Source organism: Pedobacter sp. UYEF25, assembly GCF_054061655.1.
Genome location: NZ_JBSSEL010000001.1, coordinates 233,662 through 258,488, shown reverse-complemented (window position 1 = coordinate 258,488; position 24,827 = coordinate 233,662). Strand labels below are relative to the sequence as shown.

21 protein-coding genes are annotated in these 24,827 nt (G+C 37.7%); 16 read left to right on the top strand and 5 right to left on the bottom strand.

Annotated elements, in window-relative coordinates; translation table 11 throughout:
* The first annotated feature begins 189 nt into the window (after positions 1-189).
* The 13 genes from thrS to ACVWYG_RS00995 all read left to right on the top strand — a co-directional run bounded on the left by thrS (position 190) and on the right by ACVWYG_RS00995 (position 14,370).
* Positions 190-2,115, top strand: coding sequence for a threonine--tRNA ligase (gene thrS / locus ACVWYG_RS01055; RefSeq protein ID WP_457268271.1), 1,926 nt, complete (start codon positions 190-192; stop codon positions 2,113-2,115).
* 21 nt (positions 2,116-2,136) lie between these two features.
* The gene (gene infC / locus ACVWYG_RS01050) at positions 2,137-2,706 is read left to right on the top strand and encodes a translation initiation factor IF-3 (RefSeq protein ID WP_457268270.1); all 570 of its coding nucleotides are present in this window, start codon (positions 2,137-2,139) and stop codon (positions 2,704-2,706) included.
* Between the two features lie 35 nt (positions 2,707-2,741).
* A complete protein-coding gene (gene rpmI, locus ACVWYG_RS01045) occupies positions 2,742-2,942 on the top strand; it encodes a 50S ribosomal protein L35 (RefSeq protein ID WP_457268269.1) in 201 nt (66 codons plus the stop codon).
* 79 nt (positions 2,943-3,021) lie between these two features.
* Positions 3,022-3,366, top strand: coding sequence for a 50S ribosomal protein L20 (rplT, locus tag ACVWYG_RS01040; protein ID WP_457268268.1), 345 nt, complete (start codon positions 3,022-3,024; stop codon positions 3,364-3,366).
* A 113-nt stretch (positions 3,367-3,479) separates the two neighbouring features.
* Positions 3,480-4,244: a DeoR/GlpR family DNA-binding transcription regulator gene (locus ACVWYG_RS01035; protein ID WP_457268267.1), complete on the top strand. Its 765-nt coding sequence runs from the start codon at positions 3,480-3,482 to the stop codon at positions 4,242-4,244.
* A 41-nt stretch (positions 4,245-4,285) separates the two neighbouring features.
* Complete coding sequence (locus tag ACVWYG_RS01030; RefSeq protein ID WP_457268266.1) at positions 4,286-4,651, top strand: response regulator transcription factor; 366 nt, start codon at positions 4,286-4,288, stop codon at positions 4,649-4,651.
* A gap of 426 nt (positions 4,652-5,077) precedes the next feature.
* Positions 5,078-6,667 (top strand): beta-galactosidase, encoded by a 1,590-nt coding sequence (locus ACVWYG_RS01025; protein ID WP_457268265.1) that lies wholly within the window; start codon positions 5,078-5,080, stop codon positions 6,665-6,667.
* Positions 6,668-6,824: 157 nt separating this feature from the next.
* Positions 6,825-7,505 carry a TolC family protein gene (locus tag ACVWYG_RS01020; RefSeq protein WP_457268264.1) on the top strand — a complete coding sequence of 227 codons (681 nt, stop codon included), beginning with the start codon at positions 6,825-6,827 and terminating at the stop codon, positions 7,503-7,505.
* Positions 7,506-7,522: 17 nt separating this feature from the next.
* Positions 7,523-9,667, top strand: a complete 2,145-nt coding sequence (locus ACVWYG_RS01015; RefSeq protein ID WP_457268263.1) for an exopolysaccharide transport family protein — start codon at positions 7,523-7,525, stop codon at positions 9,665-9,667.
* A gap of 37 nt (positions 9,668-9,704) precedes the next feature.
* Positions 9,705-10,982, top strand: a complete 1,278-nt coding sequence (locus ACVWYG_RS01010) for an O-antigen ligase family protein (RefSeq protein ID WP_457268262.1) — start codon at positions 9,705-9,707, stop codon at positions 10,980-10,982.
* Between the two features lie 137 nt (positions 10,983-11,119).
* The gene (locus ACVWYG_RS01005) at positions 11,120-12,289 is read left to right on the top strand and encodes a glycosyltransferase (RefSeq protein ID WP_457268261.1); all 1,170 of its coding nucleotides are present in this window, start codon (positions 11,120-11,122) and stop codon (positions 12,287-12,289) included.
* A gap of 30 nt (positions 12,290-12,319) precedes the next feature.
* Complete coding sequence (locus ACVWYG_RS01000) at positions 12,320-13,516, top strand: glycosyltransferase (protein ID WP_457268260.1); 1,197 nt, start codon at positions 12,320-12,322, stop codon at positions 13,514-13,516.
* Positions 13,513-14,370, top strand: coding sequence for a beta-1,6-N-acetylglucosaminyltransferase (locus ACVWYG_RS00995; protein WP_457268259.1), 858 nt, complete (start codon positions 13,513-13,515; stop codon positions 14,368-14,370). Before ACVWYG_RS01000 ends, ACVWYG_RS00995 begins: the two co-directional genes overlap by 4 nt.
* A 108-nt stretch (positions 14,371-14,478) precedes the next feature.
* On the opposite strand, the gene ACVWYG_RS00990 is transcribed toward ACVWYG_RS00995, so the two are convergent.
* From ACVWYG_RS00990 to ACVWYG_RS00975, 4 genes are all read right to left on the bottom strand, one after another.
* A complete protein-coding gene (locus ACVWYG_RS00990) occupies positions 14,479-15,327 on the bottom strand; it encodes an alpha/beta fold hydrolase (RefSeq protein WP_457268258.1) in 849 nt (282 codons plus the stop codon).
* A 4-nt stretch (positions 15,328-15,331) separates the two neighbouring features.
* Positions 15,332-17,965, bottom strand: coding sequence for a non-ribosomal peptide synthetase (locus ACVWYG_RS00985; RefSeq protein ID WP_457268257.1), 2,634 nt, complete (start codon positions 17,963-17,965; stop codon positions 15,332-15,334).
* Positions 17,966-18,069: 104 nt separating this feature from the next.
* Positions 18,070-18,858: a glycosyltransferase family 2 protein gene (locus tag ACVWYG_RS00980; RefSeq protein ID WP_457268256.1), complete on the bottom strand. Its 789-nt coding sequence runs from the start codon at positions 18,856-18,858 to the stop codon at positions 18,070-18,072.
* A gap of 13 nt (positions 18,859-18,871) precedes the next feature.
* Positions 18,872-19,726 carry a glycosyltransferase family 2 protein gene (locus ACVWYG_RS00975; protein ID WP_457268255.1) on the bottom strand — a complete coding sequence of 285 codons (855 nt, stop codon included), beginning with the start codon at positions 19,724-19,726 and terminating at the stop codon, positions 18,872-18,874.
* Positions 19,727-19,940: 214 nt separating this feature from the next.
* Here ACVWYG_RS00975 and ACVWYG_RS00970 point away from each other — a divergent pair, with 214 nt between their 5' ends.
* A complete protein-coding gene (locus ACVWYG_RS00970) occupies positions 19,941-20,933 on the top strand; it encodes a hypothetical protein (protein ID WP_457268254.1) in 993 nt (330 codons plus the stop codon).
* Between the two features lie 45 nt (positions 20,934-20,978).
* Here ACVWYG_RS00970 and ACVWYG_RS00965 read toward each other — a convergent pair whose 3' ends face one another.
* Positions 20,979-22,328: a lipopolysaccharide biosynthesis protein gene (locus ACVWYG_RS00965; RefSeq protein WP_457268253.1), complete on the bottom strand. Its 1,350-nt coding sequence runs from the start codon at positions 22,326-22,328 to the stop codon at positions 20,979-20,981.
* A gap of 117 nt (positions 22,329-22,445) precedes the next feature.
* On the opposite strand from ACVWYG_RS00965, the gene ACVWYG_RS00960 reads away from it, so the two are divergent.
* Complete coding sequence (locus ACVWYG_RS00960) at positions 22,446-23,021, top strand: gluconate 2-dehydrogenase subunit 3 family protein (protein WP_457268252.1); 576 nt, start codon at positions 22,446-22,448, stop codon at positions 23,019-23,021.
* On the top strand, positions 23,021-24,718 hold the full coding sequence (locus ACVWYG_RS00955; protein ID WP_457268251.1) for a GMC oxidoreductase: 1,698 nt from the start codon (positions 23,021-23,023) through the stop codon (positions 24,716-24,718). The genes ACVWYG_RS00960 and ACVWYG_RS00955 overlap by 1 nt, the downstream gene beginning before the upstream one ends.
* The last annotated feature ends 109 nt before the right edge of the window (positions 24,719-24,827 follow it).

Below are 24,827 nucleotides of genomic sequence, written 5' to 3'. Positions count from 1 at the left end.
CAAAGAGTAAGTTAACGCCTGTTTAAATTAGTAGGCGTAGCGCCAGTAGGATAATGTATGTCAAGATTTTTAGTCAGCTTTTGAAAGCCTTATATTTTTCTTACCTTTACAGCAATCGCGTTGTAGGCGAAAGTTAAATTTTTTGTTAACCGTTTGAAGTTTTTACTAAGAACAAAATCATAGTTGTAGATGATTAATATTACGTTACCTGATGGCTCAGTTCGTCAGTATGAACAGGGCGTTTCTGCCCACGAGATTGCATTGTCGATTTCTGAGGGTTTAGCCCGCAATGTATTAGCTGCTGAAGTTAATGGTGAAGTTTGGGATTCTTCTCGATCGATTGATCAAGATGCAGCGGTTAAGTTGCTGACTTGGAATGACTCGGAGGGAAAAACTACTTTTTGGCATTCGTCTGCACATTTAATGGCAGAGGCTTTGGAAGCTTTATACCCTGGTACACAGTTCGGTATTGGCCCCGCTATAGAAACAGGTTTTTATTACGATGTAGATTTTGGCGATCGGGAATTTTCTTCAGAGGATTTTAAAGCTATAGAAAATAAAATGCTTGAGTTTGCGAAGCAAAAACAGGTTTTTAAACGAGAAAAAGTAAGCAAGGCTGATGCAATTTCTTATTTTAAAGAAAAAGGCGACGAATACAAGTTGGACCTGATTGATGGTTTAGAAGACGGAAAAATCACTTTTTACACTCAGGGCGATTTCACCGATCTATGTCGTGGGCCACACCTCCCCAATACTGGTTTTATTAAGGCCATAAAATTGATGAATGTGGCAGGTGCTTACTGGCGAGGTGATGAAACCAAAAAACAATTGACCAGAATTTATGGGGTAACGTATCCGAAAGCGAGCGAACTTACGGAATATCTGGCGATGCTAGAAGAGGCCAAAAAGCGAGATCATAGGAAGTTAGGAAAAGAGCTGGAACTTTTTGCATTTTCAGAAAAGGTTGGGATGGGCCTGCCATTATGGTTGCCAAAAGGTACGGCTTTGAGAGAGCGTTTGGTTAATTTTTTAACTAGGGCTCAAGCAAAAGCTGGTTACGAGCAGGTTATTACACCACATATTGGGCATAAAAACCTGTATGTTACCTCTGGCCATTGGGACAAGTATGGAGCGGATTCCTTTCAGCCAATCAAAACACCACAGGAAGGCGAGGAGTTCTTTCTTAAGCCAATGAATTGTCCGCACCATTGCGAAATTTATAAAGTCAAGCCGCGTTCATACAAAGATTTGCCTGTTAGATTTGCAGAATTCGGTACAGTTTATAGGTACGAGCAAAGTGGAGAACTGCACGGTTTAACACGTGTTAGAGGTTTTACGCAAGATGATGCCCACCTGTTTTGCATGCCGAATCAAGTAAAAGACGAATTTAAAAAAGTGATTGATTTGGTACTTTATGTTTTCAAATCGTTGGGATTCGAAAATTATACGGCTCAAATATCTCTTCGTGATAAGGCAAAAAGCGATAAGTACATAGGTTCTGACGAAAACTGGCGACTGTCTGAAAATGCCATTATAGAAGCAGCGGCAGAAAAAGGTTTAAATACCGTTGTGGTATATGGAGAGGCGGCTTTTTATGGTCCGAAGTTGGATTTCATGGTGAAGGATGCACTTGGTAGAAAGTGGCAGTTGGGAACCATCCAAGTGGATTACAATCTACCGGAAAGGTTCGAGCTAGAATATACTGGCAGCGACAATTTAAAACATAGGCCTGTAATGATCCACAGAGCTCCTTTTGGATCTCTAGAAAGATTTGTTGCGGTGTTGATTGAACATTGCGCAGGAAATTTCCCACTGTGGTTGAGTCCGGAGCAGTTTACAATACTGCCGATATCAGAAAAATTTGAAGAATATGCCAAAAAAGTTTTGGAAGAGCTAAATAATTCCGATATTCGCGGGTTGATTGATTTTCGTGACGAAAAAATAGGTAGAAAGATCCGTGATGCAGAGGTTAAAAAGATTCCATTTATGCTAATTATTGGCGAGAAAGAGATGGAAGAAGGAAAGGTTTCAGTTAGAAAGCACGGTGTGGGAGATTTAGGAAGCATGAGTTTAGAGGCTTTTAGCCTCATGATTGCGAAAGAAATTACAATTTAAAATTAAAAAAACAATACAAATTTGGCATTAGGAAGACCAGGATTTAATAGGGGGCCGCGTCCACCTTTTAAGAAGAAAGAAGCAGAGCACCGCATCAACCAGTATGTGAAAGCACCAGATGTGCGTTTGGCTGGAGACAATGTAGAACCGGGTATTTATCCACTTGCACAAGCTTTGGCCATGGCAGATGAACAGGAGTTAGATTTGGTGGAAATTTCCCCGAATGCAGCTCCTCCCGTTTGTAGGATTATCGATTACAGCAAGTTTATTTACGAGCAAAAGAAGAAGCAAAAGGAGATAAAATCAAATGCGAAGCAAACTGTAATTAAGGAGATTCGTTTTGGGCCTAATACCAATGAACATGATTTTCAATTTAAGTTAAAACATGCAGTTAGCTTTTTAGAAAATGGTGAAAAAGTTAGGGCTTATGTACATTTTAAGGGTAGGGCCATTGTTTATAAAGAACAGGGAGAAATATTGCTTTTAAAATTTGCGCAAGCCTTAGAAGACATAGGTAAGGTAGAGCTTTTGCCTAAGTTAGAGGGAAAGCGGATGTTTTTAACCGTTGCACCTAAACTTTCAAAGAAATAAATACACATATACAATACATATAATAAAAACAGGTTATGCCAAAAATGAAAACCAATTCTAGTTCAAAAAAGCGTTTTTCGCTTACTGGAACAGGTAAAGTCAAAAGAAAGAATGCATACAAAAGCCACATTTTAACTAAAATGACTACTAAGCGTAAACGCGCTTTAGGTCAAACCAGTCTGGTATCTGATGCCGATTTGGGAAATGTGAAACGCATGCTTTGCATCGGAAAGTAATTAATTAATTTAACCAGGTATCAGGCATTAAAGTTTCCTAAAAAAAAAAGGAACGCCGCTTACCAAAAACAACAAACACATGCCACGTTCGGTAAACGCAGTCGCTTCGAGAAGAAGAAGAAAGAAAATCCTTAAAATGGCCAGAGGCTATTGGGGAGCTAGAAGTAAGGTTTATACTGTTGCTAAAAACACAGTAGAAAAAGGTTTGCAATATGCATACCGTGATAGAAAAGTAAAAAAGAGAGAATTTCGTAGCTTATGGATTCAACGGATCAATGCTGGTGCACGTCAGCACGGATTGTCGTATTCTCAGTTCATTGGCAAACTAACTTCGAAAGAAATTGGTTTAAACCGTAAGGTGTTGGCTGATTTGGCTATGAACCATCCAGACGCTTTTAAGGCAGTAGTTGATGCAATAAAATAGCATTTGCCTATTCGATATAATTTAAAGAGGCTTAATTTTAGGCCTCTTTTTTGTTAGAATAAAATTTGTAAACCGACGTTTTCTCCCGTTAATTAACAAATGTTACAGTAAAAATGAAAAATTTAACCGAACGTCATCAGTTTATTTTAGATCGGTTGCAAACCGATCAATTTATCCAGGTGGTAGATTTGTGTGATGAACTTAAGGTATCTCCGGTAACCATTAGGAAGGACCTACAACTGCTAGAAAATAAAGGTCTTCTATTTAGAACACACGGTGGGGCTACGCAAAGCAATCCTTATACAGTTGACATACACTTTAGTGAAAAAGAAAAATTACGCGCTACCGAAAAGCAAAAAATTGGAACGGTTGCTGCAAACCTTTTGAAGGAAAATGATTCCATTGTCATCAACAGCGGAACTACCGTAATGTATTTTGCAAAGAGCATTCCCCCACTTGCTAAATTAACGGTTCTAACTCCTGCGTTAAATGTTGCGCTAGAATTGTCAAGAGATTCAAATATCGAAATCATTCAATTGGGCGGCTCTTTAAGACATAGTTCTTCAAGTGTAACTGGTAGTTATGCAGAGCAGATGTTGGGAGATTTTTTCTGCAATAAACTCTTTTTAAGTGTTGATGGGATAGATTTAGAATTCGGATTGACTACGACGAACGCTATGGAGGCCCAACTAAATAAAAAGATGGTAAAATCTGCACAACGAACCATCGTACTTGCCGATTCTAGTAAATTTGGTAGAAAAGGGTTTGGTAGAATCTGCGGCATCGAAGAGATCGACCACATCATTACAGATGCTGGGGTTTCTACTCAGATTGTAAAACACCTCGAAACTGCGGGAGTTAAGGTAACCGTTGTTTAAAATAAAAGCTATATTTACGGCTTGAAAATTTAAAATTGACAATGGAAAAGAAAAGAATACACATTTTAGAAGACGATCAAGACATAAGAAATGTGATAGAAATTTTTTTAGAGGAAGAAGGGTATGAAATGCAACTTTCCTCTTCTTTTGCAGATCTAAAAAAGAACATACAAGATGCGATGCCAGATTTATTTTTACTTGACGTCATGTTGCCTGACGGGAATGGAGCGGAAATCTGTAGAGATTTGAAGGAAGATATGTTTACCAAACACATTCCAATTATCGTAATGTCTGCACAAAATAACAGCGAACAGAGAGCTGTTGAAGCGCTAGCAGACGATTACATCAGTAAGCCATTTGACATTAATGACGTGTTGGCCAGAATTAAAGCACAAATTAAAAGTTAAGATCAAAGGACTGAATCTAGACGCTTAAAGGATAAAGCTTAATGCCAGACCAACGATTAAGTATTTAGAAGTAGAGCTTAAAGAAAAGCTTGGATTATTAGGATAGAAACTTGAGCGGGCAAAATTTCTTTGATGGTTCCTAAAGAAATTAATTGTGTTTCTAATGAGCCAAGTGATTTTTTCCTCCATAAGAATAGAAGATATACTAAGGTGATCGGCTTAAGCAGTCCGCTATTGTCAGCCTAATGCTTACTGAGCGGCATCGCCAGTACAGATGCCTTTTTTCTTTGAGAAAGGAAATGATCCATTAAATTGCGAAAGTGAATGATCAAAGGCCACAATCACAATTGTTAAAATTTAAGTCTTTTTATTTTTTAAATTGGGCTATTTTCCGGATATTTAAGGGACTAAATTGCACCAACTCGAATGAAAAACTTATTGGCATTTGTATTGATAGGCCTAACTTCAATGGCTTGTAACAGACATTGGATTTCGTCGACCCAGCCACTTCCAAATTTCTTAATAGATACTGTTAAAGCGAACGTTTCCGTTGTGCCCTTTAAAAATTATCTGGAAGTCAATGCTTTTGAATGGGATTTTGTTGCACCCAATAGTCCGGATCAAATAGAAGAGGCAAAGTTTAGCATCATCAGTTGTTTTGGTGGAATTCGGCATTATTTGGATTGGATGCGAATAGAGCCTAAGAAAGGCAAATACACTTTCAGTGTTACGCACGAAGGTGGTTACGATTACGATCAGATTTATGCCCGTATGAAGGAAGCAGGGCTTAGTGTTTTGGTAGATCTGAAGACATGCCCAAGATGGCTGATTGATACCTACCCAAAAGATCAGCAAGATGCGGAAAACGTTCCTGCGACCTTCGGCTTAGATAGGAAAGAACCAAAGTCTTATGTATTACAGGCAAAAGCCGCGTTCCAAATGGCTGCCCGATACGGTGCTAATAAAAACATAGACAGCAATTTGCTTTCTGTAGATACTGCCATTAGATGGCATGATGATAAGCGGAATCGTATAAAAATTGGTTTAGCCCTGATTAAATACATCGAGTGCGACAATGAAAGAGATAAGTGGTGGAAGGGTCCAAAAGCGCAACAAAGCCCCGAAGAATATGCCGCTAATATGTCGGCGTTTTACGATGGTGATAAGGGAAAATTAGGGAAGGATGTTGGGGTGAAAACTGCCGATCCAAGTATGGTAGTGGTAATGGGTGGGCTTGGTACTGCAGATCCAAAATTCGTCGAAAAGATGATTGAGTGGTGTAGGGAAAACCGCGGACTAAAACCAGACGGGCAGGTAAACTTATGTTTCGACGTGATCAATTATCATTTGTATGCCAACGACGCCGATGCAAATGGCGGAAAATCAACAGCAGGTGTAGCGCCAGAATTGTCTAATTTGACCGCCGTTGCTAGGGAGTTTTTAAAAATGGCGAAAGAAAAAGCCAATAATTTACCGGTTTGGGTGACTGAAAGTGGATACGATGTTGGCCCCGCCACCCCTCAACGGGCAATCCCGATTGGCAAAAAAAGTAGTCAGGCCACACAAGCCGATTGGAATTTGAGAACGGCCTTGCTGTATGCTCGGTTGGGCATTAAGAAATCTATCTTCTATATGTTAGATGACGTTGATTTAAATTCGACCATTCAATACTCCTCTTCAGGTTTTGTAAATCAAGATGGATCCCGCCGACCTTCGGCAGATTATTTCCTCCAAACAAAGAAACTCATTGGAGATTATCATTATTGTGGAACAATTAACAATAATCCAATTGTAGACGTATACAAAAAGGAAAGCAAAACAATATTTGTTCTGACGACACCTGATCAAAAGGGTAGCCTAATTAGTTATCAGCTAGATATTGGGAAACGTAGTAAGGCTTGCGTCTATGCTTTGCAGATCGGCAAAAACCAAATGACTGCTAAAACCGTAAACATAAAAAACGGTAAGGTAACTGTTGAGGTTTCTGAAACCCCGTTATTTGTAGAACCAATTTAATCGGATAATCATTTTAGAAGCAATTTTGAAGCAGATTTAGACTTTTTTGAATAGAGGTGAAATTTTTGTCCCTTAACTCAATTTAAATTATATCTGGTAGTTAAAACTAGTTTTATTATCTTTGCACAGTTATAATCTAAACAAAAGGATCCCAAAAATGAAAAAAGCATTTAAACTTACGCTTTTCCTACTCACTTTTTTTGCCGTGAAGAGTTTTGCTCAGGAGAGTATCATTCCTGACGTTAAATATGCTGATGTAGAAAAGTACATTGCCTTGGCAAAACAGAATGCACCAAAGCGTAAGATATTGGCAGAGCAGGCGGAAGGCATAAAAACGGCCATTCCTATGGCCTCACTTTCCTATTTGGATCTCTTTAATGGGTCTTATATCTACAGACCACAAGGCAAAGTAGCACTCGATCCCATTAATCCTTACAGTGTAAATGGATTCCAGCTTGGAATTAATCTTAACTTGGGTACTTTCTTACAAAAACCTTTTCTAATTAAAAAAGCAAAATCTGATTATAGAGTGGCCCAGTTGCAGCAACAAGATTTTGAAGCGACCTTAGCGACCGAAGTGAGGTCCAGGTATTACGATTACATTCAGTCTTTGGCACAATTAAAAATCGCGACGCAAGCTGCTCAAGACAATAAGGGTGTTGCCGAAAGTCAACGTTACAAATTTCAGAAAGCTGAAATAACTTTAGATACCTATAGTCAATCCAGAACTATGCTAACTGAATCTAGTACTGCAAAAATTGCTGCGGAAGTTACATTTCTCAAAGCAAAAGACCTATTAGAAGAGTTGATAGGGGTCAAATTAACGGATGTTAAATAGTTCAAGGCGCTTTTTAAATGGATATTAAAGCTTTTTTAAGGTTTATAGGCAGGTATAAGTGGGTCGTAATTTTAGTTCCTATTGTTGCTGTTATTATAACCTATTTCGCAGTTCAAAATCTACCTAAACAATACAGTTCTACGGCGAGTATTGCTACTGGTTTGTTGGATCCCTCAAAACAAATCATTTCAGATCAGACGGTTGATTTTTTTCAGATAAGTCAGCAATTTAAGAACATCATGGATAAACTTCAAATGAAGAGAACTGTTGATATCTTATCCTATAACCTTATTCTGCACGATCTTCAAAATCCAAAAGCGGCTTTTAAGAAAGCGAGCAAACAATTAGATTCTCTATCTGCGTCACAGAAAACAGAGGTAGCAGGCATCGTTCAAGAAAAGTTGCTTAAAAGAGACATCTTGACCATTACAAACAATAAAGGAAAATATAGACTGTATGACTTGGTTCAATCTATGGGCTACGATCAGGAGTCTCTGCAGAAAAAATTAAGCATCACACATGAGGACATTAGCGATTTCATAGACATTGAATACAAGTCTGACAACCCGAACTTATCAGTTTTCGTCGTTAATAATTTAGCTTCAGAATTTATAGCAAATTACGGGGCAGACGTGTCAATCAATCAAAATACGTCGTTGGCACTGCTAGATTCTATGGTGAAGAAGAAAGAGCTGGTTATGAATCAGAAGAACAATGCGCTTGCTGATTTTAAGCGGAGCAAAGGGGTGCTCAATCTCTCCGAACAGTCGGCAACTGTTTTTGCTCAGATTACCAATTATGAAAGCGAACGGGCAGAAACTTTAAAAAAAATACAATCTAGCCTAGGTGCGTTATCTGTTATAAACACGAAACTTAAGGGGGGCGATGTGTATGTAGATGGAAATTCTAGGGCTGATAATAGAGAAATTGTAGCGCTTAAGCAAAAGTTGCAGGCGGCAAATGAACGCTTTATAGACAATGGTTTTAAGATAGGAGATCAAAAATCAATAGACTCTCTAACGAGATTGATCTCTGCTAAGAGCAATCAAAGTGTTGATAACAACGCTTACGACCCAACAACTTCTAAGCAGGCACTTGTTCAACAAAGAACTAATTTGCAGATTGAAATTCAGCAGGCGAAAAGCAGCATGAGCACCATAAATAATGAATTGGCGAGCCTCCGGGGGAAATACAGCAGCATGGTACCCTATGATGCAGACATCCAAAATTACGAACGAGATGCAGAGCTTGCCACCAAAGATTATACCGCTTCTTTAGATCGATACAATAAGAACATCACTGAACAGCGGACAGGGCTAAAATTGCAGATTGCAGAGATGGGCTTAGTGGGGAATCCTTTGCCATCGAAGAAAGTACTATTTCTTGCCGGTGCAGGGATTGGATCTTTTTTCCTAACCATAGCTGTCTTTTTAGGCATGTTTATGGCAGATCATTCGATCAAAACCCCTCGAATGTTAGAATTGGCTACTAAATCACCAACTTTGGGAATTGTAAATTTAATTGGTGGGGACGAAAGAATTCCTAGAAATATCTGGAACGATAAAAGCGATGATAAAGGTTATGAACTGTATCGAGATCACTTGCGGTCTATTAGGTTTGATATTTTGAATAAAATGGAAGCAGATGACGCTAAGATTTTAGGGATAACAAGTTTGGCCAACGGTGCGGGTAAAACTTTTTTGAGTTACAGTTTGGCCTATGCATTTGCCATGACTGGCAAAAAGATTCTTTTAATTGCTGGAGATCAACCATTTGAAGCTTCTAAAGATAAGAGCTTAAGTACTGCAACTTCTTTCCAATCGTTTTTGGTAAAGAAAGAATTTCACACGGATGATTTAATTACAGTGATGAACAAGAGCAGCGAGCGTAATTCCCTGTTGGAAATTCAAAATATAGTAAGCCTGCGCGCGGGATTTGATGTTTTAAGAAATGAATTCGATATTATTATTATAGATGTGAATAGCTTGGAGGATGTAAATATTTCGAAAGAGTGGCTGTTGTTTACAGAAAAGAATATTGGAGTTTTTCAATATGGTACTAGCGTTTCTGAGCGTGATTACGCACACATTAAATATATTAAAGGTCAGCCCGACTTTTTAGGATGGGTATTAAATATGGTTGATAACAGTAAGTCCGCTTAACATTATACTTCCTATTTACAAACTTTACCGATAGGGCATGCAAAGAACTCTTTTTTTTATTTTATTAGTTTATTGCTTCGTTTTTGGAATTTTTGGTCGCGAGGTAGGAGGTTTGCCTTACGGCGTTTTTATAGAAGTTTTCCTAGTTCTAATTTTTATCGCAACATTAGTTCAAGGTTCAGGTGATGATTGGCGAAAAACCAACACGGATCTATTTTACATCTTGCTTATTTGGTTTACAGTAAGTTTGTTGGAAGTTTTTAATCCAGGAGCCGCATTTATGGGCTGGGTTAATGAGATTAGGACGACAGCCCTGTATCCGCTTACAATGGTAGCTTTGGGTTTGGCTGTATTTAAAACTAAGAAAGACTTAGACGTCTTTTTAGTTATCATTTTAATGTTTTCTACGTTTGCTACACTGAACGGGATAAAGCAATTGTATATAGGGTTATTCCCCGGTGAAGCTGATTTTCTTAGGGCACACGCAAGTACCCATCTGCTTTGGGGTAGATTGCGGGTATTCTCATTCTATAGTGACGCAGGTCAATTTGGAGCATCTCAGGCTCATATTGGTTTAATGGCATTAGTCTTGGCATTAGCGCCGATGAAAATTTGGAAGAAGATTTTATATCTGGTATGCGCTGCCTTAAATTTATACGGGATGCTTATATCAGGAACCCGAGGGGCATTATTTATTTTTTTCGTCGCGGCTTTTATGGCCATTCTTTTAAGCAAAAATTGGAAAGTGCTTATTCTAGGCGGCTGTATTGGTGTCCTAGCTTTAGGGACGTTAAAGTTTACACATATTGGCGATGGAAATTATCAGATTTATAGATTGCGTAGTGCTTTAAATCCTCAAGATGCTTCTCTTAATGTCCGCTTTGAGACTCAGCAACAGTTAAGTGTGTTAATGGCAGATCTTCCCTTTGGAGGAGGATTAGGGATTTTAGGCTACAATGGTAATTTGTATAATAGTGACAAGTATTTGTCAACTATCCAACCAGATAGCTATTTTGTAAAAATTTGGGTGATGTATGGGGTAGTCGGGTTAACGATCTGGTTTACCATTATGATGTTTATCCTAGGAAAGTGCTGCGCCATTGCTTGGACCATTAGGAACAGTGAGTTGCGTGTGAAAATCATTGCATTAACAGCGGGTTTTGCTGGTATATTGGTTGGATGCTACGGAAATGAGGTCATTAACATTATGCCAACATCAATTATTGTGTATTTATCCTGGGTATTTATTTATAAGAGTCCGAGTTTAGATGACGATCCAATTGAGAAAGTGGATAATCTGGCAATCGATTATTAACCAATTACCAATAACTGATAATACTCTAGAATGCCTGTAGAAATATTTATAATGCCGGGAATTATTGCTTTTGTATACGCCTTTTATAAGGGATATAAGCAATTTTATAGAAAGGAAGAAAATCAAACGCACGAAGAATGGTAGCATACGTCTGGTATTTAGTTCAAATTTTACTTGGTTACCAATTGGTCGTTCCAATAATCCTTTATTTTTTTTACAGAATTTCAGGGAAATCCAATTTACTTGTTCACACTGATCAGCGATACGATTATGCGATAATCGTTACTGCGTATCAGCAAACGGATCTCCTTCCCTCAGTGGTTAAATCGTTGTTGGAATTAGAATACAGCAATTACCTCATTTATATTGTTGCCGATAATTGTGATGTTAGTCATTTGCAATTTGACGATGACAGAGTCGTGCTCCTCAGACCTGAAGAAATTCTAGCTAACAATGTAAAATCGCATTTTTATGCCATTGCTCATTTTAGAAGAAATCATGAGTTGTTAACGATCATCGATAGCGATAATTTGGTTGAGCCAGATTATTTGAGGCAGCTAAATGTCTATTTTAACAATGGTTTTGAAGCAGTTCAAGGCATTCGGAAATCAAAAGACCTATCCACCACTTTGGCCGCATTAGACTCAGCTAGAGATTATTATTATCATTTTTATGATGGGGAAGTATTGTTTGCGTTAGGTTCGTCCGCAACATTAGCAGGCTCGGGGATGGCATTTACAGTAGATTTATATAAAAGGTGTTTTGAACATACAGTTCTAGAAGGTGCTGGTTTCGATAAAGTCTTACAAGCTCAGATTTTATTGCGTGGTAAGCGCATTGCATTTGCGAAGAATGCCATTGTCTACGATGAGAAAACAGCAAATTCTGGCCAACTGGTTAATCAACGTGCAAGGTGGATCAATACCTGGTTCAAATATTTTACATTTGGGTTCAATATTTTTTGGCGAGGGTTAAAGAAATTTAATAGGAACCAAGCTATTTTTGGGTTTATGTTGCTTAGGCCTCCCTTATTTATGTTTTTGCTGCTATCGGTTTTCTGTTTTGTCATTAATCTCATATTTAACCCTATTGTTGCAGTTGCGTGGGTTATTGCGCTTGCATTGTTCGTTTTGGGATTCTACATCGCACTTTTTCATGGACGTGCGGACAAGAAGGTGTATAAATCTTTAGTTAATATTCCTAAATTTATTGTTTTACAAATTGCCGCGCTATTGCACGCGCGTAATGCAAACAAAAAGTCGGTCGCAACTACTCATGTCGTTGCCTCCGAAGTACAGAAAAACTAGTGTTCGCAATTGTTGTTAAATTAGTTTGATTTGAAAAATAAAAACATCGTTATCGTTGGACAACAAGCTTGGGATACCGAAATTGGGAGTAACTGTAAAAATATTGCCTTGGAGTTTGCCAAGCATAACCAAGTTTTATACGTCAACTCTCCCTTAGATCGCATAAGTAAGTGGAAGTCCAAGTCTGATCCTAAGATTGAAAAAAGGATTAAAGTGATAAAGGGGCAAATGAATGGCCTTGTGAAGGTAGCAGAAAATCTATATGAACTTTATCCGGATGTACTCCTTGAGTCTATCAATTGGATCCCGATGGATGGACTATTTGATCTTTTTAATAGAATAAATAACAATAGATTTTCTAAATCCATTAGAAATGCACTCATAAAATTAGGTTTTGAGCAGTTTATCCTTTTTAATGATAGTGATATGTTTAGGAGTCTCTATCTTAAGGAATTGTTAAAGCCAGAGCTTAGCATCTATTATTCTAGAGACAATATGTTGGCTACCGATTATTTTAGAAAACACGGTAAAACCTTTGAACCAAAAATCATTGCTAAAAGCGATCTATGCGTTGCAAATTCAGCTTTTCTAGCAAATTATTGCAGTCGATACAATCAAAACTCGCATAATGTAGGGCAGGGCTGCGATTTTGAATTGTTCGACCAGTTAGATACCTCATTAATAGCCGGCGATGTAAAAAATATCCAATATCCTATCATTGGCTATGTTGGAGCACTCACAGTAGCAAGGTTAGATATAGAACTGATCATTGGCATTGCAAAATCAAAGCCTGATTGGCAAATAGTGTTGGTGGGGCCAGAAGACGAAGATTTTAAACGAAGTCCATTAAATGAACTAAAAAACATTCATTTTTTGGGGGCAAAGCCAATTGAGCAACTTCCGTTGTATATAAATTCATTCGATGTTTGCTTTAATCCACAATTGTTAAATGAACTGACCATTGGAAATTATCCCCGAAAAATAGACGAATATTTAGCGTTAGGAAAACCGACGATTGCGACCAAGACGGAAACTATGTTAAGTTTTGCCGAACATGTATACCTAGCCGAGAGCTTGGAAGAATATATTTTAGGCATTACTGAGCTGTTAGGAAACGAAAACGCAACGCAAAGATTGGAAAGGATTAATTTTTCACACTCTCACACCTGGGAGAATTCAGTAAGTTTAATTTATGCTGCTGTAGAGGAAACAATAAGAAAATTATGAAGGTTGCCACACTAATTATGGCTTCAAAATTACCTTTACAATTGGAACGCATGATAAAGGCGATGGAGCATCCGTGTTTTCACTTTTATATTCATGTCGATAAAAAAGTTGACATCACTTCATTTTCCGACTTAAAAAAATTGACTAATGTTACGTTCATACGAGAAAGAACATTATGCAATTGGGGAGGGTTTAGTTTTGTTAATGCTTATTTGATCGCATTGGAAGAGATTTTAGATTCTGGGGAAAAGTATGATTTTTATAGTTTGATGAGTGGGCAGGATTATCCCATTAAGCCTATACAGCAAGCTGTTGATTTCCTTTCCGCGAACAAAGGTAAAAACTTTATCTCCTACGATAGAGAGGGCAAAAAGGACTGGTGGGCTCATGCGGTAACAAGATTCGAAAAATACCATTTTACCGATTTAAGATTTAAGGGGAAATATGTATTACAGAATTTAGTAAATTTTTTAGCCCCTAAACGAACTTTCCCCCTTGCTGTAAAGCTATATGGAAGTAGTGATTCGACCTGGTGGACCATTACCGAGGCAAGCGCGCGTTATTTGATAAAATTTAAGTATGAACACGTTGAACTTTTTCGTTTTTTGAAATATACTTGGGTACCCGACGAATTTCTGATCGCGACTATTCTTATGGATTCACCTTTCAAAGATGATATAGTGAATAATAACCTGAGATTAATTACCTGGCGAGCGGGAAGCCCTAATCCAATCATTTTTAGAAATACAGATTTCAATTTAATCACTAATTCTCCATACCTTTTTGCGCGAAAGTTTGACAGTACAGTAGACTATGATATTTTAAATGAGTTAGACATTTATCTACGCGCTTAACTAATCATAAATTATGGTGAAGGATTTTCTTTTATCAGCGCTTGAATTATGCCACTACCTGTACTGGATTAACACTGGCTGCATATCGCTTATTAATTTCGTGTTCCCCTAATAATTATTATAATCCAATACATTTACGTTGGCATCTTTAAACGGCCTTGAAAAAAAGTCATCCACCCTGAGGTCAAATATCCTTCGATGCTCCATCAATGTATAATGACTAGAATTTGGAATGACCCACAAATGGGCTTGTGGAATGTTTTCAAATATTAACTGAGTGTGACCCAATTTAATTAAGTCGTGATCTCCGCAAATAATCAGCGCGGGACATTTAACTTTACGAAGTTCTTTCAAGGATATGTGCGGCTCAGTTAAATCCAAGTGAAGCATCCTCATATCCCTTAATTCTGATTCGGTTTTTTTATTTCTAATTTTGAGTGCCTCGTAGTCGCGTATGTTATTTCTCCAATCTGCAGCTGCTACCGCTGTGGTATCTGGCCAAAGATTGGCTCCTGAGATTGCAAGTTTCTTTACTTTTTCTGGATGACGCATGGCAAGTAAAAGCCCTGATATTCCACCATCGCTCCATCCCAAAACATCTGTTGAGTCGATATTCATGCTGTCTAATAAATCAGCATAGTCATCAGCCATCATTTCAAAAGTTAGAGAATCTTTGTTGTAAATAGATTTTCCCTGTCCCCTCGCATCCACAACGATGACTTTGTAGTCTTCGGTAAAATGAGGTATGTTGTATTGAAATGTATTTATACTTCCATTGTTTCCATGAATCATAAGTAATGGTTTACCAATACCATATACTTCACAATACAGCTTTATTCCCCTTATTTTGTAATATTTTCCCGCCTGGTGATTATTTCCATAAGATGGAATTCCATGTTTACACCCGAATGCCAACACAAGGAATACACATGCTAGGAACAACGGAGCTTTTTTCATAGTTCTAGAGTTGGTTTAATACTTTCTGCAAAATTTCTGCAAACTGAATTACATTCGGCATCAATAGCATTACCTTATGGTCTCCAGGCACATCCTTCACTATAATTTCTTTCCTAACATATTTTTTCCATCCCAAATATTTAAAATCATCTATGTAATAGAGCCTCTTTGTCGCTTTAAACAGAAATATTTTATCGTCGTATGGAGTAATTTTATAATTTTCCATAGCGACCCATAGTTTCTCCACTATGTCGCTCATGTATTTAGGTAAATTGTCGTCAAATACTTCTCGTTTGAGCAAACTATTCTTCACGGAAACATTTTTTACTTTCAACTTAAAAAACGAATACTGGTATTGGATGGTACTTATTGGGTGCTTAAAGAGAGACCTTATTGTAAAAAGCGCTTTTGGAAACTGCCTTCTAAATTTATTAAATAGTATCATAGACCGAGTATTTCCATCATACTGTTTCAGGTTTGTGTCAATCATCCCGAGCATTGTGACCTCTTTGCCGAGCATTTTCAATTGCTTTGCCATCTCCAGCGCAATTATACCACCCATGGAATAGCCTAACAGACAAAAAGGACCGTCGGGATTTTCCTCTAGCATTTCCCCAATGTACTGGGAAGCAATTTCTTCAAAATTATCAAGTGGGGCGTCCAAACCATTTAATCCAATCGCCTGCAAACCATAAACGCGTTGGTCGGAATTTAAATTATTAGCCAAATTATTAAATATTAATACATTAAGGCCAATTCCATGTATTAAATATAACGGATTTTTGCCTGTTCCGTCCTTAATTTTGACTAAGGTTTTCCAATTCCAGTGCGGATGATCTTTTCCAAATAATTGTGCGATTTTTTTGATGGTGGGATGTTGAAAAAAAGTAGAAATTGGCAATCGCTCCTTAAATTCCACCTCAATTTGTGTCATTATCTGGACTGCTATGATTGAATGACCACCTAGATCAAAAAAGTCGTCATTCACCCCAATATTTTCGAACCCAAGATATTTGATCCAAATTTCAGTTAATTTATTCTCAATATCGGTTTCAGGAGCTTCATAAATCGTTAGATCAGATTTAAAGATCGGCTCAGGCAGAGCCTCTTTATCAATTTTGCCATTAGGTGTTAATGGGAAAAAGTCAATTGGATGATAGGCTTGCGGCATCATATAGTCCGGTAAATTCTGAACTAAAGTCTTTTCCCAAGACTCTATACATTCTTTTAATTCGGATCCCGAAATTTTTATATTATTGATGACGTAAGCTACAAGTCGTTCGTTTCCCAATGAATCCGTGTGGACAACTAACAAAGCATCATCAATGTTTTCAAGAGCGGTCAAGTTTTTCTCTATTTCCTCAATTTCAATTCGAAATCCCCTAATTTTAATTTGATGGTCTAAACGACCTAGGCACAAAACCTCTCCACCATTCGTTATTCTTCCAAGATCACCTGTACGATAAAGTCTATCAATTCCATTGTGTTGATCGAAATTTTCAAAAAATCTTTCAGCGGTTAAATTTTTATTGTTTAAATATCCTCTTGAAACACCATCCCCCGCGATACAAATTTCTCCAATTTCACCAGGCTCGACAAGTGTTGACTCATTCAAAAGAAACACTTTGGTATTGTCTATCGGTCTACCAATGGTCACAACTTCATCGAATGAATTTATATGCTTAATTGTTGAATAGATCGTCGTTTCAGTAGGTCCATACATATTCCAAAGTTCCTTGCATTTTGGAATAAGTCTATTTGCAAGTTTTCTTTTTAGTGCTTCCCCTCCACAAAAAGCCTTAATTGGGAGGTAGTCCTCCCAGCCAGACTCCAACAGCATTTTCCAACAATATGGAGTTGCCTGTAAAATAGTCACACTTTCATCTCTTATGATCTGCAGAATTTTCCAACCGTCTCTTGATGCATCTTTATCTGCAATAATCAAAAGGCCTCCACATAGCAACGGGAGATAGAGTTCTAGCTCAAATATATCAAAGGAGATGGTGGTTACGGAAAGAAATATATCTTCCGCCGTCATACCGGGTGATTTTTTGATACTGAAGAGTAAATTGATCAGGTTGCGGTGTTCAATTTGCACACCTTTTGGCTTTCCTGTAGACCCAGAAGTGTAAAGAATGTACACCACATCACTACCGCTCACAGCTGTAATTGGTTCTTCTTTGGAATACTGGTCCATATTAACAAAAATGTCTTCTTGAAAAAATGTCTCTCTATCTGTCGATGAAAAATGGCTGTACTCTTTGGAGGTAATTAATGCCTTGGCGCCCGAGTCATCTAGCATAAAATTTAAACGCTCTAACGGAAAGTTTGGATCTAAAGGGATATATGCTGCGCCAGATTTTAATACGCCCAGAAAACATATCGCCATCTCTATAGATCTATCTAGTGATAGCGCAATAATGTCTCCAACTTTAATGTTGTTTGAGATCAATAAATTCGCTAATTGATTCGCTTTTTCATTTAAAGATTTATAAGATATGCTGGAATTGCCAAATTTAATGGCGATTTTTTCGGGTGTTTTAGTTGCCTGGTTGCTAATTAACTCCCCCAATGCCTTCTCTTTAGGAAAGGTCGCAAACGTTTGGTTTAAATTATCCTTGCTGTTTATTTCTTTCATTTATCAAAAGACAAGGGGGTTTAAATGGCAATCTTAAATTTGCCTTACCTTTGATTTAAGTAAAAAAATCAAAAACCCTTGAACCTAATACGTAATAGACGTCTTTAAGGTTTTAACTTTTTCATAAAATGGATGTCATAGTTGTACTTTATTTGACGATAGGTATCGCGGAGTAGGTTCATAAATAAATTTTGCCTATTTCTCCAACTTTCCCTGGTCATTGTACTTGGCTCATGCGCTGAATTTTTTTGAGTCAATAAGTTTGCGAAATCTTTGTAAAATAACCCTTGTCCTTTATTCTGAAGGAACGAAATGCACATCTTATACTCAGTAACGTCCCCTTTTAAACCTTCAGGGTATCTGCCAAATTTTTCAAAAAAAGAAGACCTACGCAGATGTGGGTGATCTGTATAAGCATATATTTTACTATAATCCTTTCCAAGTAGTGGGAAAAACATCTTTTCGAAGTCTGCGTTAAACGGTTTTAAGTATGGATAAGCATAATAGGCATAAAACTTTATAATGTCGAGTTCAAAATGTTGCTCCAATAACATGACAGATTCCCGCAATTTTTCCGGGAATTTATCACTTGGTACAAAGTCTTCTTGGATGTATAGCGTATATTTTTTAGTAACAGCGTCTTGCCCCTTGTTGATGTTGTTTCCTAAGCCTCTATTGATTGGTGTGGAAATGAGCTTAAATTCATACGTTTGTTTGAGTTCTTGCAACCTTTCTAGATGTTGAGGCTGACTTCCATCGTCAGATACGACTATTTCTCCAAAACTGCACTTTATCTCAATAAATTTTTCTAGAAGATGTTCTAAAGACTCGCTTCTATTGTAATGCGTAATGAGTAAACTTACTTCGTCGAACGGATTGTTATTACCGGCCATAGTTGTTGGTCAATTATTCGTTTTTACTTGTTTTTGTATCGTGTGGCTCGTGCGTGGAGAACAGCGAAAATATTTTTTTAGTCTCGACAGAGAGTCTTGAAATCAATGCCTGTGAAAAGGTACCATCCCTTTGCAATGTCCTCGGGGCTGTCCAAGCCCGCGCTTTATCGGCCTTCACTTGTTTAACCTTTCCGTACTTCATTAAATCGAAACAAAACCTGCCATCGTCCCCACGGGTATTGTGCATAATGTATCCAACTTTGAGGCCATATTCTGTCACATATCCCATGCTAATTCCAAAAGCATTTAAATAGGGTCTATTAAAATGTCTCAATTCAGCAATTACATCTTTCATTTTTTCTAACATCCACAATTTCCATCTTGGAAAGCCGGGTTCGGATAGAAAAGAATATCTGCCATACACACATGCAACACCCGGCAGACTCAATGATTTGATCATCTCTTCTAACCAGCAAGTAGGGTACACACAGTCTGCATCTGCCAATAAGATGTATTTTCCTTTGGCATGCTCCATGCCCATTTGCCGAGCAGGGCCACAACCCTGTATTTCTTGAAAAAAAGTTCGGATATTTAAATTTTCCAGGGTTTTTTTTGTATTGTCTTTCGAATTGTTGTCAACTACAATGATCTCGAAAGGGATATCAGTTACCTGATCAGCCAAACTGGCTACGTTTTTTAAGATATTGATTTCTTCATTCCAAGCCGCAATAAGAATCGTAACTAAAGGGGCAGACGTGTCGTTTTTACTCAATTTCAAATTGATCGAACTGAAAACGGACTTGGGGATTTCGTCAAAACTTTGAAAACCAAAGTTGTATTTTTTAATCCAAGAAGGTTCTTTTAACATAAAGAAACTATTTTTTGAGTAAGTAAAATGTGTGGTAAAAATACTAATCTTTTGAAGCTTTCACCAATTTTTTGATTGCTTGCTTGAGATAATTAAAGTTATATCAATAAATTTTTTAGTTTTTTTTTAACTCCTAATGAATCTCCTATATAAATACGGTATAGAAGTTTATATTTGCAGTCCACTCATTTAAATTAATTAATGTTAAAATAAAATGCTATCCGGAAAAAAAATACTTTTTATTGGAGTTAAATTTTATCATTATCACGATGAGATAGTCAACAAGCTTGAAGATAAATTTGGATCAATAGTGAAGTTTTATCCCGAAAGAGATACAAGTATTTTATATGGCTTTATTAATCGCATTCTTCCTAATAAGATCGAAGAATACCAAGATTTCTATTATAAAAAACTCTTTAAAAAACTATCGAAAGAAAAATTTGACTATTTTTTCGTAATAAGGGGGTTTAAGATGCCACTTTGGTTTGTTCAGGAAATTAAAAAAATTAATCCTAACATCAAGACAATCTATTATCAGTGGGATTCAAATGCGAATAGTCCCTTCATCGGCCTGGAAAAACAATACGACATTATTAATGAATTTGATTTGAAGCTTTCATTTGATTTCAAAGATGTTGAGGATTTTTCTACACTTAGATATTGCCCAACCTTTTATACTGATGAGGTCAAAGCATTGCAAAAAGATGGGGATGATCAGATTAAATACGATTTTTTCTATTTTGGTTCTTACTTGCCGGAACGATATAAAGGGCTTTTAAATTTCATTGAATACGCCAAGAGAAATAATCAGCTAATGAAAGTATATTTCTATATGCCACTTCGGTATTATATAATTGAAAGAATAAAGGGGACTAAGATCGATAGGGATTTAATAAAGACAAAGCCGATGAATCGAGAAACTTATTTGAGGCTACTTGATCAATCGAGATGTATTGTGGATGTGAGCAATGCAAAGCAAACCGGTTTAGCAATGCGAGTAATCGACAGTGTCGGGGCTTCTAAAAAGGTATTGACTACTAATAAATGGATATTAAAGGACAAGTCGTTTAATCCAACCCAGGCGTTAGTTATTGACATTCAAAATATTGTCATTCCTGATGGCTTCCTTAGGGCACCCATTCAGAATGAAAGCCACTACGATTTTTCTCTGGAAAGTTGGATTAAAAATATTTTTGAATGTTGTTAAATGGAACAGCTGCCTTTTGAATCATCAAAAAAATTATTTTAGCCGCTAACAATTCTTTTTCTTCCACGGCATGTTTTGCGAAATTAATTCGACTAATGCAGTATAACCGAGTTTGTATATGCTGGCTATTTTGAAAGGAGCATATTTCTGTAAATGGTGATTAGAAAGGAGGATAGCGGCCGTTACTGGGAAAATAGTGGCCACCACAACGCCGTAGACGTTCCCAAAGATGAGAACTCCTAGCACATCGGTCACTAAGTTCACCACGACCATAACAATTACTTTGTAAAAATTAATTTGTGGTTTATGGATGGCATCCAAGGCAACTGCCATAAACCTATCTAAAGGCGATAAAAGAGAAAATGAGAGATATAATCTAAAAATAACGACTGCCATACCCCCAGCAATGGTACCTTTATACTGACCACCGCCAATAATGCCCATAGCGAAAGGGGCAATAAAATAGGAGATGACAAGTATAGGTATTAGCCCAATAGTGACCATCCCAATATACTTTTTCATAATGGTAATAACCTCCTCTTTACTCCCCCTATTAAAAGCTGCAGCAAGTGACGGCATTGCAGTCGCAGTGAAACTTCGCAGCGGAATTTCTACAAGCTCTAAAAGTCTCTTTCCTAAGTTGTAAACTGCCAAGGCGGATGGCCCTATCATAAAATTGAGTACGGTTGTATCTGTTACCCCAAATAAATTACTGCTAATAGAGGTTCCAACGGTGTATTTTCCAAAATCGAAGATTTCTTTAATGGTTTCTGTTTTTTTCTTAAAGAAATATTTAATTCCAGACCATCCCATAAAAATGCAAAGCAGGCTTGTTGCTAACGCAGCAATAATATTAGCATACATTAAATGGTCTAATGTGGTTTTCTTAAAAATAATGAGCACACCTAATAGGCCAGTTAGCAGCAACACTTGAAACATTCGGATGTATAGCAGGTTGTCGAAGCGTAATTTGGCTTGTGCAATGCACATAGCCAAAATCATAGGCAGTGAGCAAAGCAAATTTATGGAGAAGTATTTGAAAAAATAACGCAGACTATCGTCACCAACATCTCTTAAAAAGAATAAGAAAGGAACGTTTAATGCCAAAAAGACAAAAGTAATGCAAGTTGCGATGAACCAAGTGGAGCCGATCACTTCACGTCCCCTTTCTTCGGAGGTTCCGGCAAAAAATTTAATAAATGCAGTCGTCAAAAACCCCTGCCTAAAGGTGTCTAAAAATGAGAGATAAGTCTGGAAGAAAAACCAAATCCCTAAATCCCTAACACTAAGGGATCGAAACAGGATTGCTGTAAAAATAAAAGTCAACACCGACATTCCTCCAGTACCCATCAATGAAAGGAAGTGAACGTTTTTTAGTTTTGATAAAAAATTCATTAATAGGTTTTAATCGATCATGCGGTATTAATTCTCTTGTATTTAAGTATTAATTACATTTTTTTGGATCCATACATAAATAAGCGCTAAATTAGTTTAAATTTTTTACATCAAACAGTGAATAGAAGAAAAGCAATTAAAAATATCTTTGCGCTGGGGATCGTTGGAGGCGCTGGATATGCAGGTGTTAAAGTGTTCGAATTACACCGAGAAGCAAATGTTGCGAGTTTTGTGGCCAAGCAATCCCTCATAGCCGACCTCGCAGACATCATTATTCCTGAAACGGATACCCCTGGTGCAAAAAGGGCTCAGGTAGCTGTGTTTATTGTTTCCGTATTGAGTAACTGCACCTCAAACGTTGAACAAAATCTTTTTTTGGGCGGTTTGGAACGGGTAGAGCGTTTTTGTGATCGTCATTTTAATAAGTCGTTCTCTGTATGTTCCCTTGTTCAACAAGTAGATGTTGTTGCACATTTTGAAAAAAGTGATCTCTACGATTCCAAACTGCTAAATAAAATAAACAGCAAATTTTTTGGCTTACCATTTTTTACCAAATTAAAAGACCTAACGATACAAGGCTATTGCAGTTCTCAGTTGGGCGCTTCAGAGGGTTTAGCTTATAATTATATTCCAGGCCATTTTAACGCCTGCATCCCGTTAGTAACGAATCAAAAATCTTGGGCTACAAAATAATGAATATCAATACAAACAAGTTTAAAGAGCGCACTTTCGATGCGATTGTGATAGGTTCCGGTATCAGCGGAGGATGGGCAGCTAAGGAACTTTGCGAAAAAGGACTTAAAACCTTGGTGTTAGAACGTGGAAGAGATGTAACACATGTGGTGGATTACCCAACGGCGCTGCTAAAACCTTGGGAATTTAAAAACGGGATGTTTAACAGCACAAAAGACATTAAAGAAAGTCCTGTACAAAGTCAAGCGTTCGATCCAGGCGATAAACTTTTTTTTGTGAACGATGCAGAACATCCTTATAAGCAGACAAAGCCATTTAACTGGTATAGAGGGTACCAAGTAGGTGGGAGATCTCTTACCTGGGGTCGCCAGTGTTATCGCTGGAGCGATTTAGATTTTGAGGCAAACGCGAAAGACGGACATGGAGTAGATTGGCCAATTAGGTATAAAGACATTGCACCCTGGTACAGTTATGTAGAGCAATTTGTGGGCATTAGCGGACAGAAAGAACAATTGCCTTTTTTGCCTGACGGAGAATTTTTAGACCCGATGCCATTAAATTGTATAGAGCACCATCTAAAAGATAGCATAAAAAATAGCGACGACCGATTATTAACCATAGCTAGAGTAGCCAATCTAAGTAAAGGATGGAAGGGTAGAGGACCTTGCCAATACCGCAATTTATGTAGTCGTGGTTGCCCTTTTGGGGGATACTTTAGTAGCAACAGTGCAACTTTACCTGTGGCTATGGCCACCGGAAATTTAACTTTAAGACCTTTTTCAGTAGTGACGGAAATTGTTTACGATGATAAGACGAAACGCGCGACGGGTGTGCGTATTATTGATACCATTACAAAAAAGACAGAAGAATATTTTGCAAAGATTGTGTTTGTAAATGCGTCGACCATTAATACTGCTGCAATTTTGCTCCGATCAACCTCTAATCGTTTTCCAAATGGTTTAGGAAATGATAGCATGGAACTTGGGCACAATTTAATGGACCATCACTCTTCTGCGGGAGCTTCAGGATACCACGAAGGTTTTACAGATAAATATTATGAAGGTAGGCGACCTGCAGGTTTTTTAATACCAAGATATAGAAATCTGAACGGTGAGAAAGAAAAGCTTTCTTTTAAGAGGGGCTATAATCTTCAAGGCCATGGAGAGCGTCAAGAGTGGATAGATAGAAGTTACAGTTTGCCGAGCTTTGGGAAAGATTTTAAGCAACAACTTACCACACCAGGTCCATGGACGGTTTGGATGGCGGGATGGGGGGAATGCTTGCCTTATCACGAGAATAAAATTTCTTTAAGTTCGGAAGTTGATGCTTGGGGAATGCCCTTGGTGGAGATTGACTTCTCTTTCAAGGGCAATGAAGATCAGATGATGGAGGACATCCAAGCAACTTCTGCTGATATGCTAGTAAAGGCAGGTTTTAAAGGGATAAATGCTTTTAACTATAAGAAGCCGGGTGGATCAACCGTACACGAAATGGGTACTGCTAGAATGGGAAATGATCCAAACACTTCTGTGCTCAATAAATTCAATCAACTGCACGCTATTCCCAATGTTTTCATCACCGATGGAAGTAGCATGACTTCTTCAGCCTGCCAAAATCCTTCGCTCACTTATATGGCTTTAACCGCCCGTGCATGTGCTTACGCAGTGGAGTTGTTGAAGAAGGGAGCACTCGGATAACGGCTAAGTCAGTTGTTTAATTCATAGTCTCAATTATTAAGTTTCTTGATTTAGCTGCTTCTATTTGATGGTCGTTCTGTTATGAAGCATGGCAATATAAATTCAACAT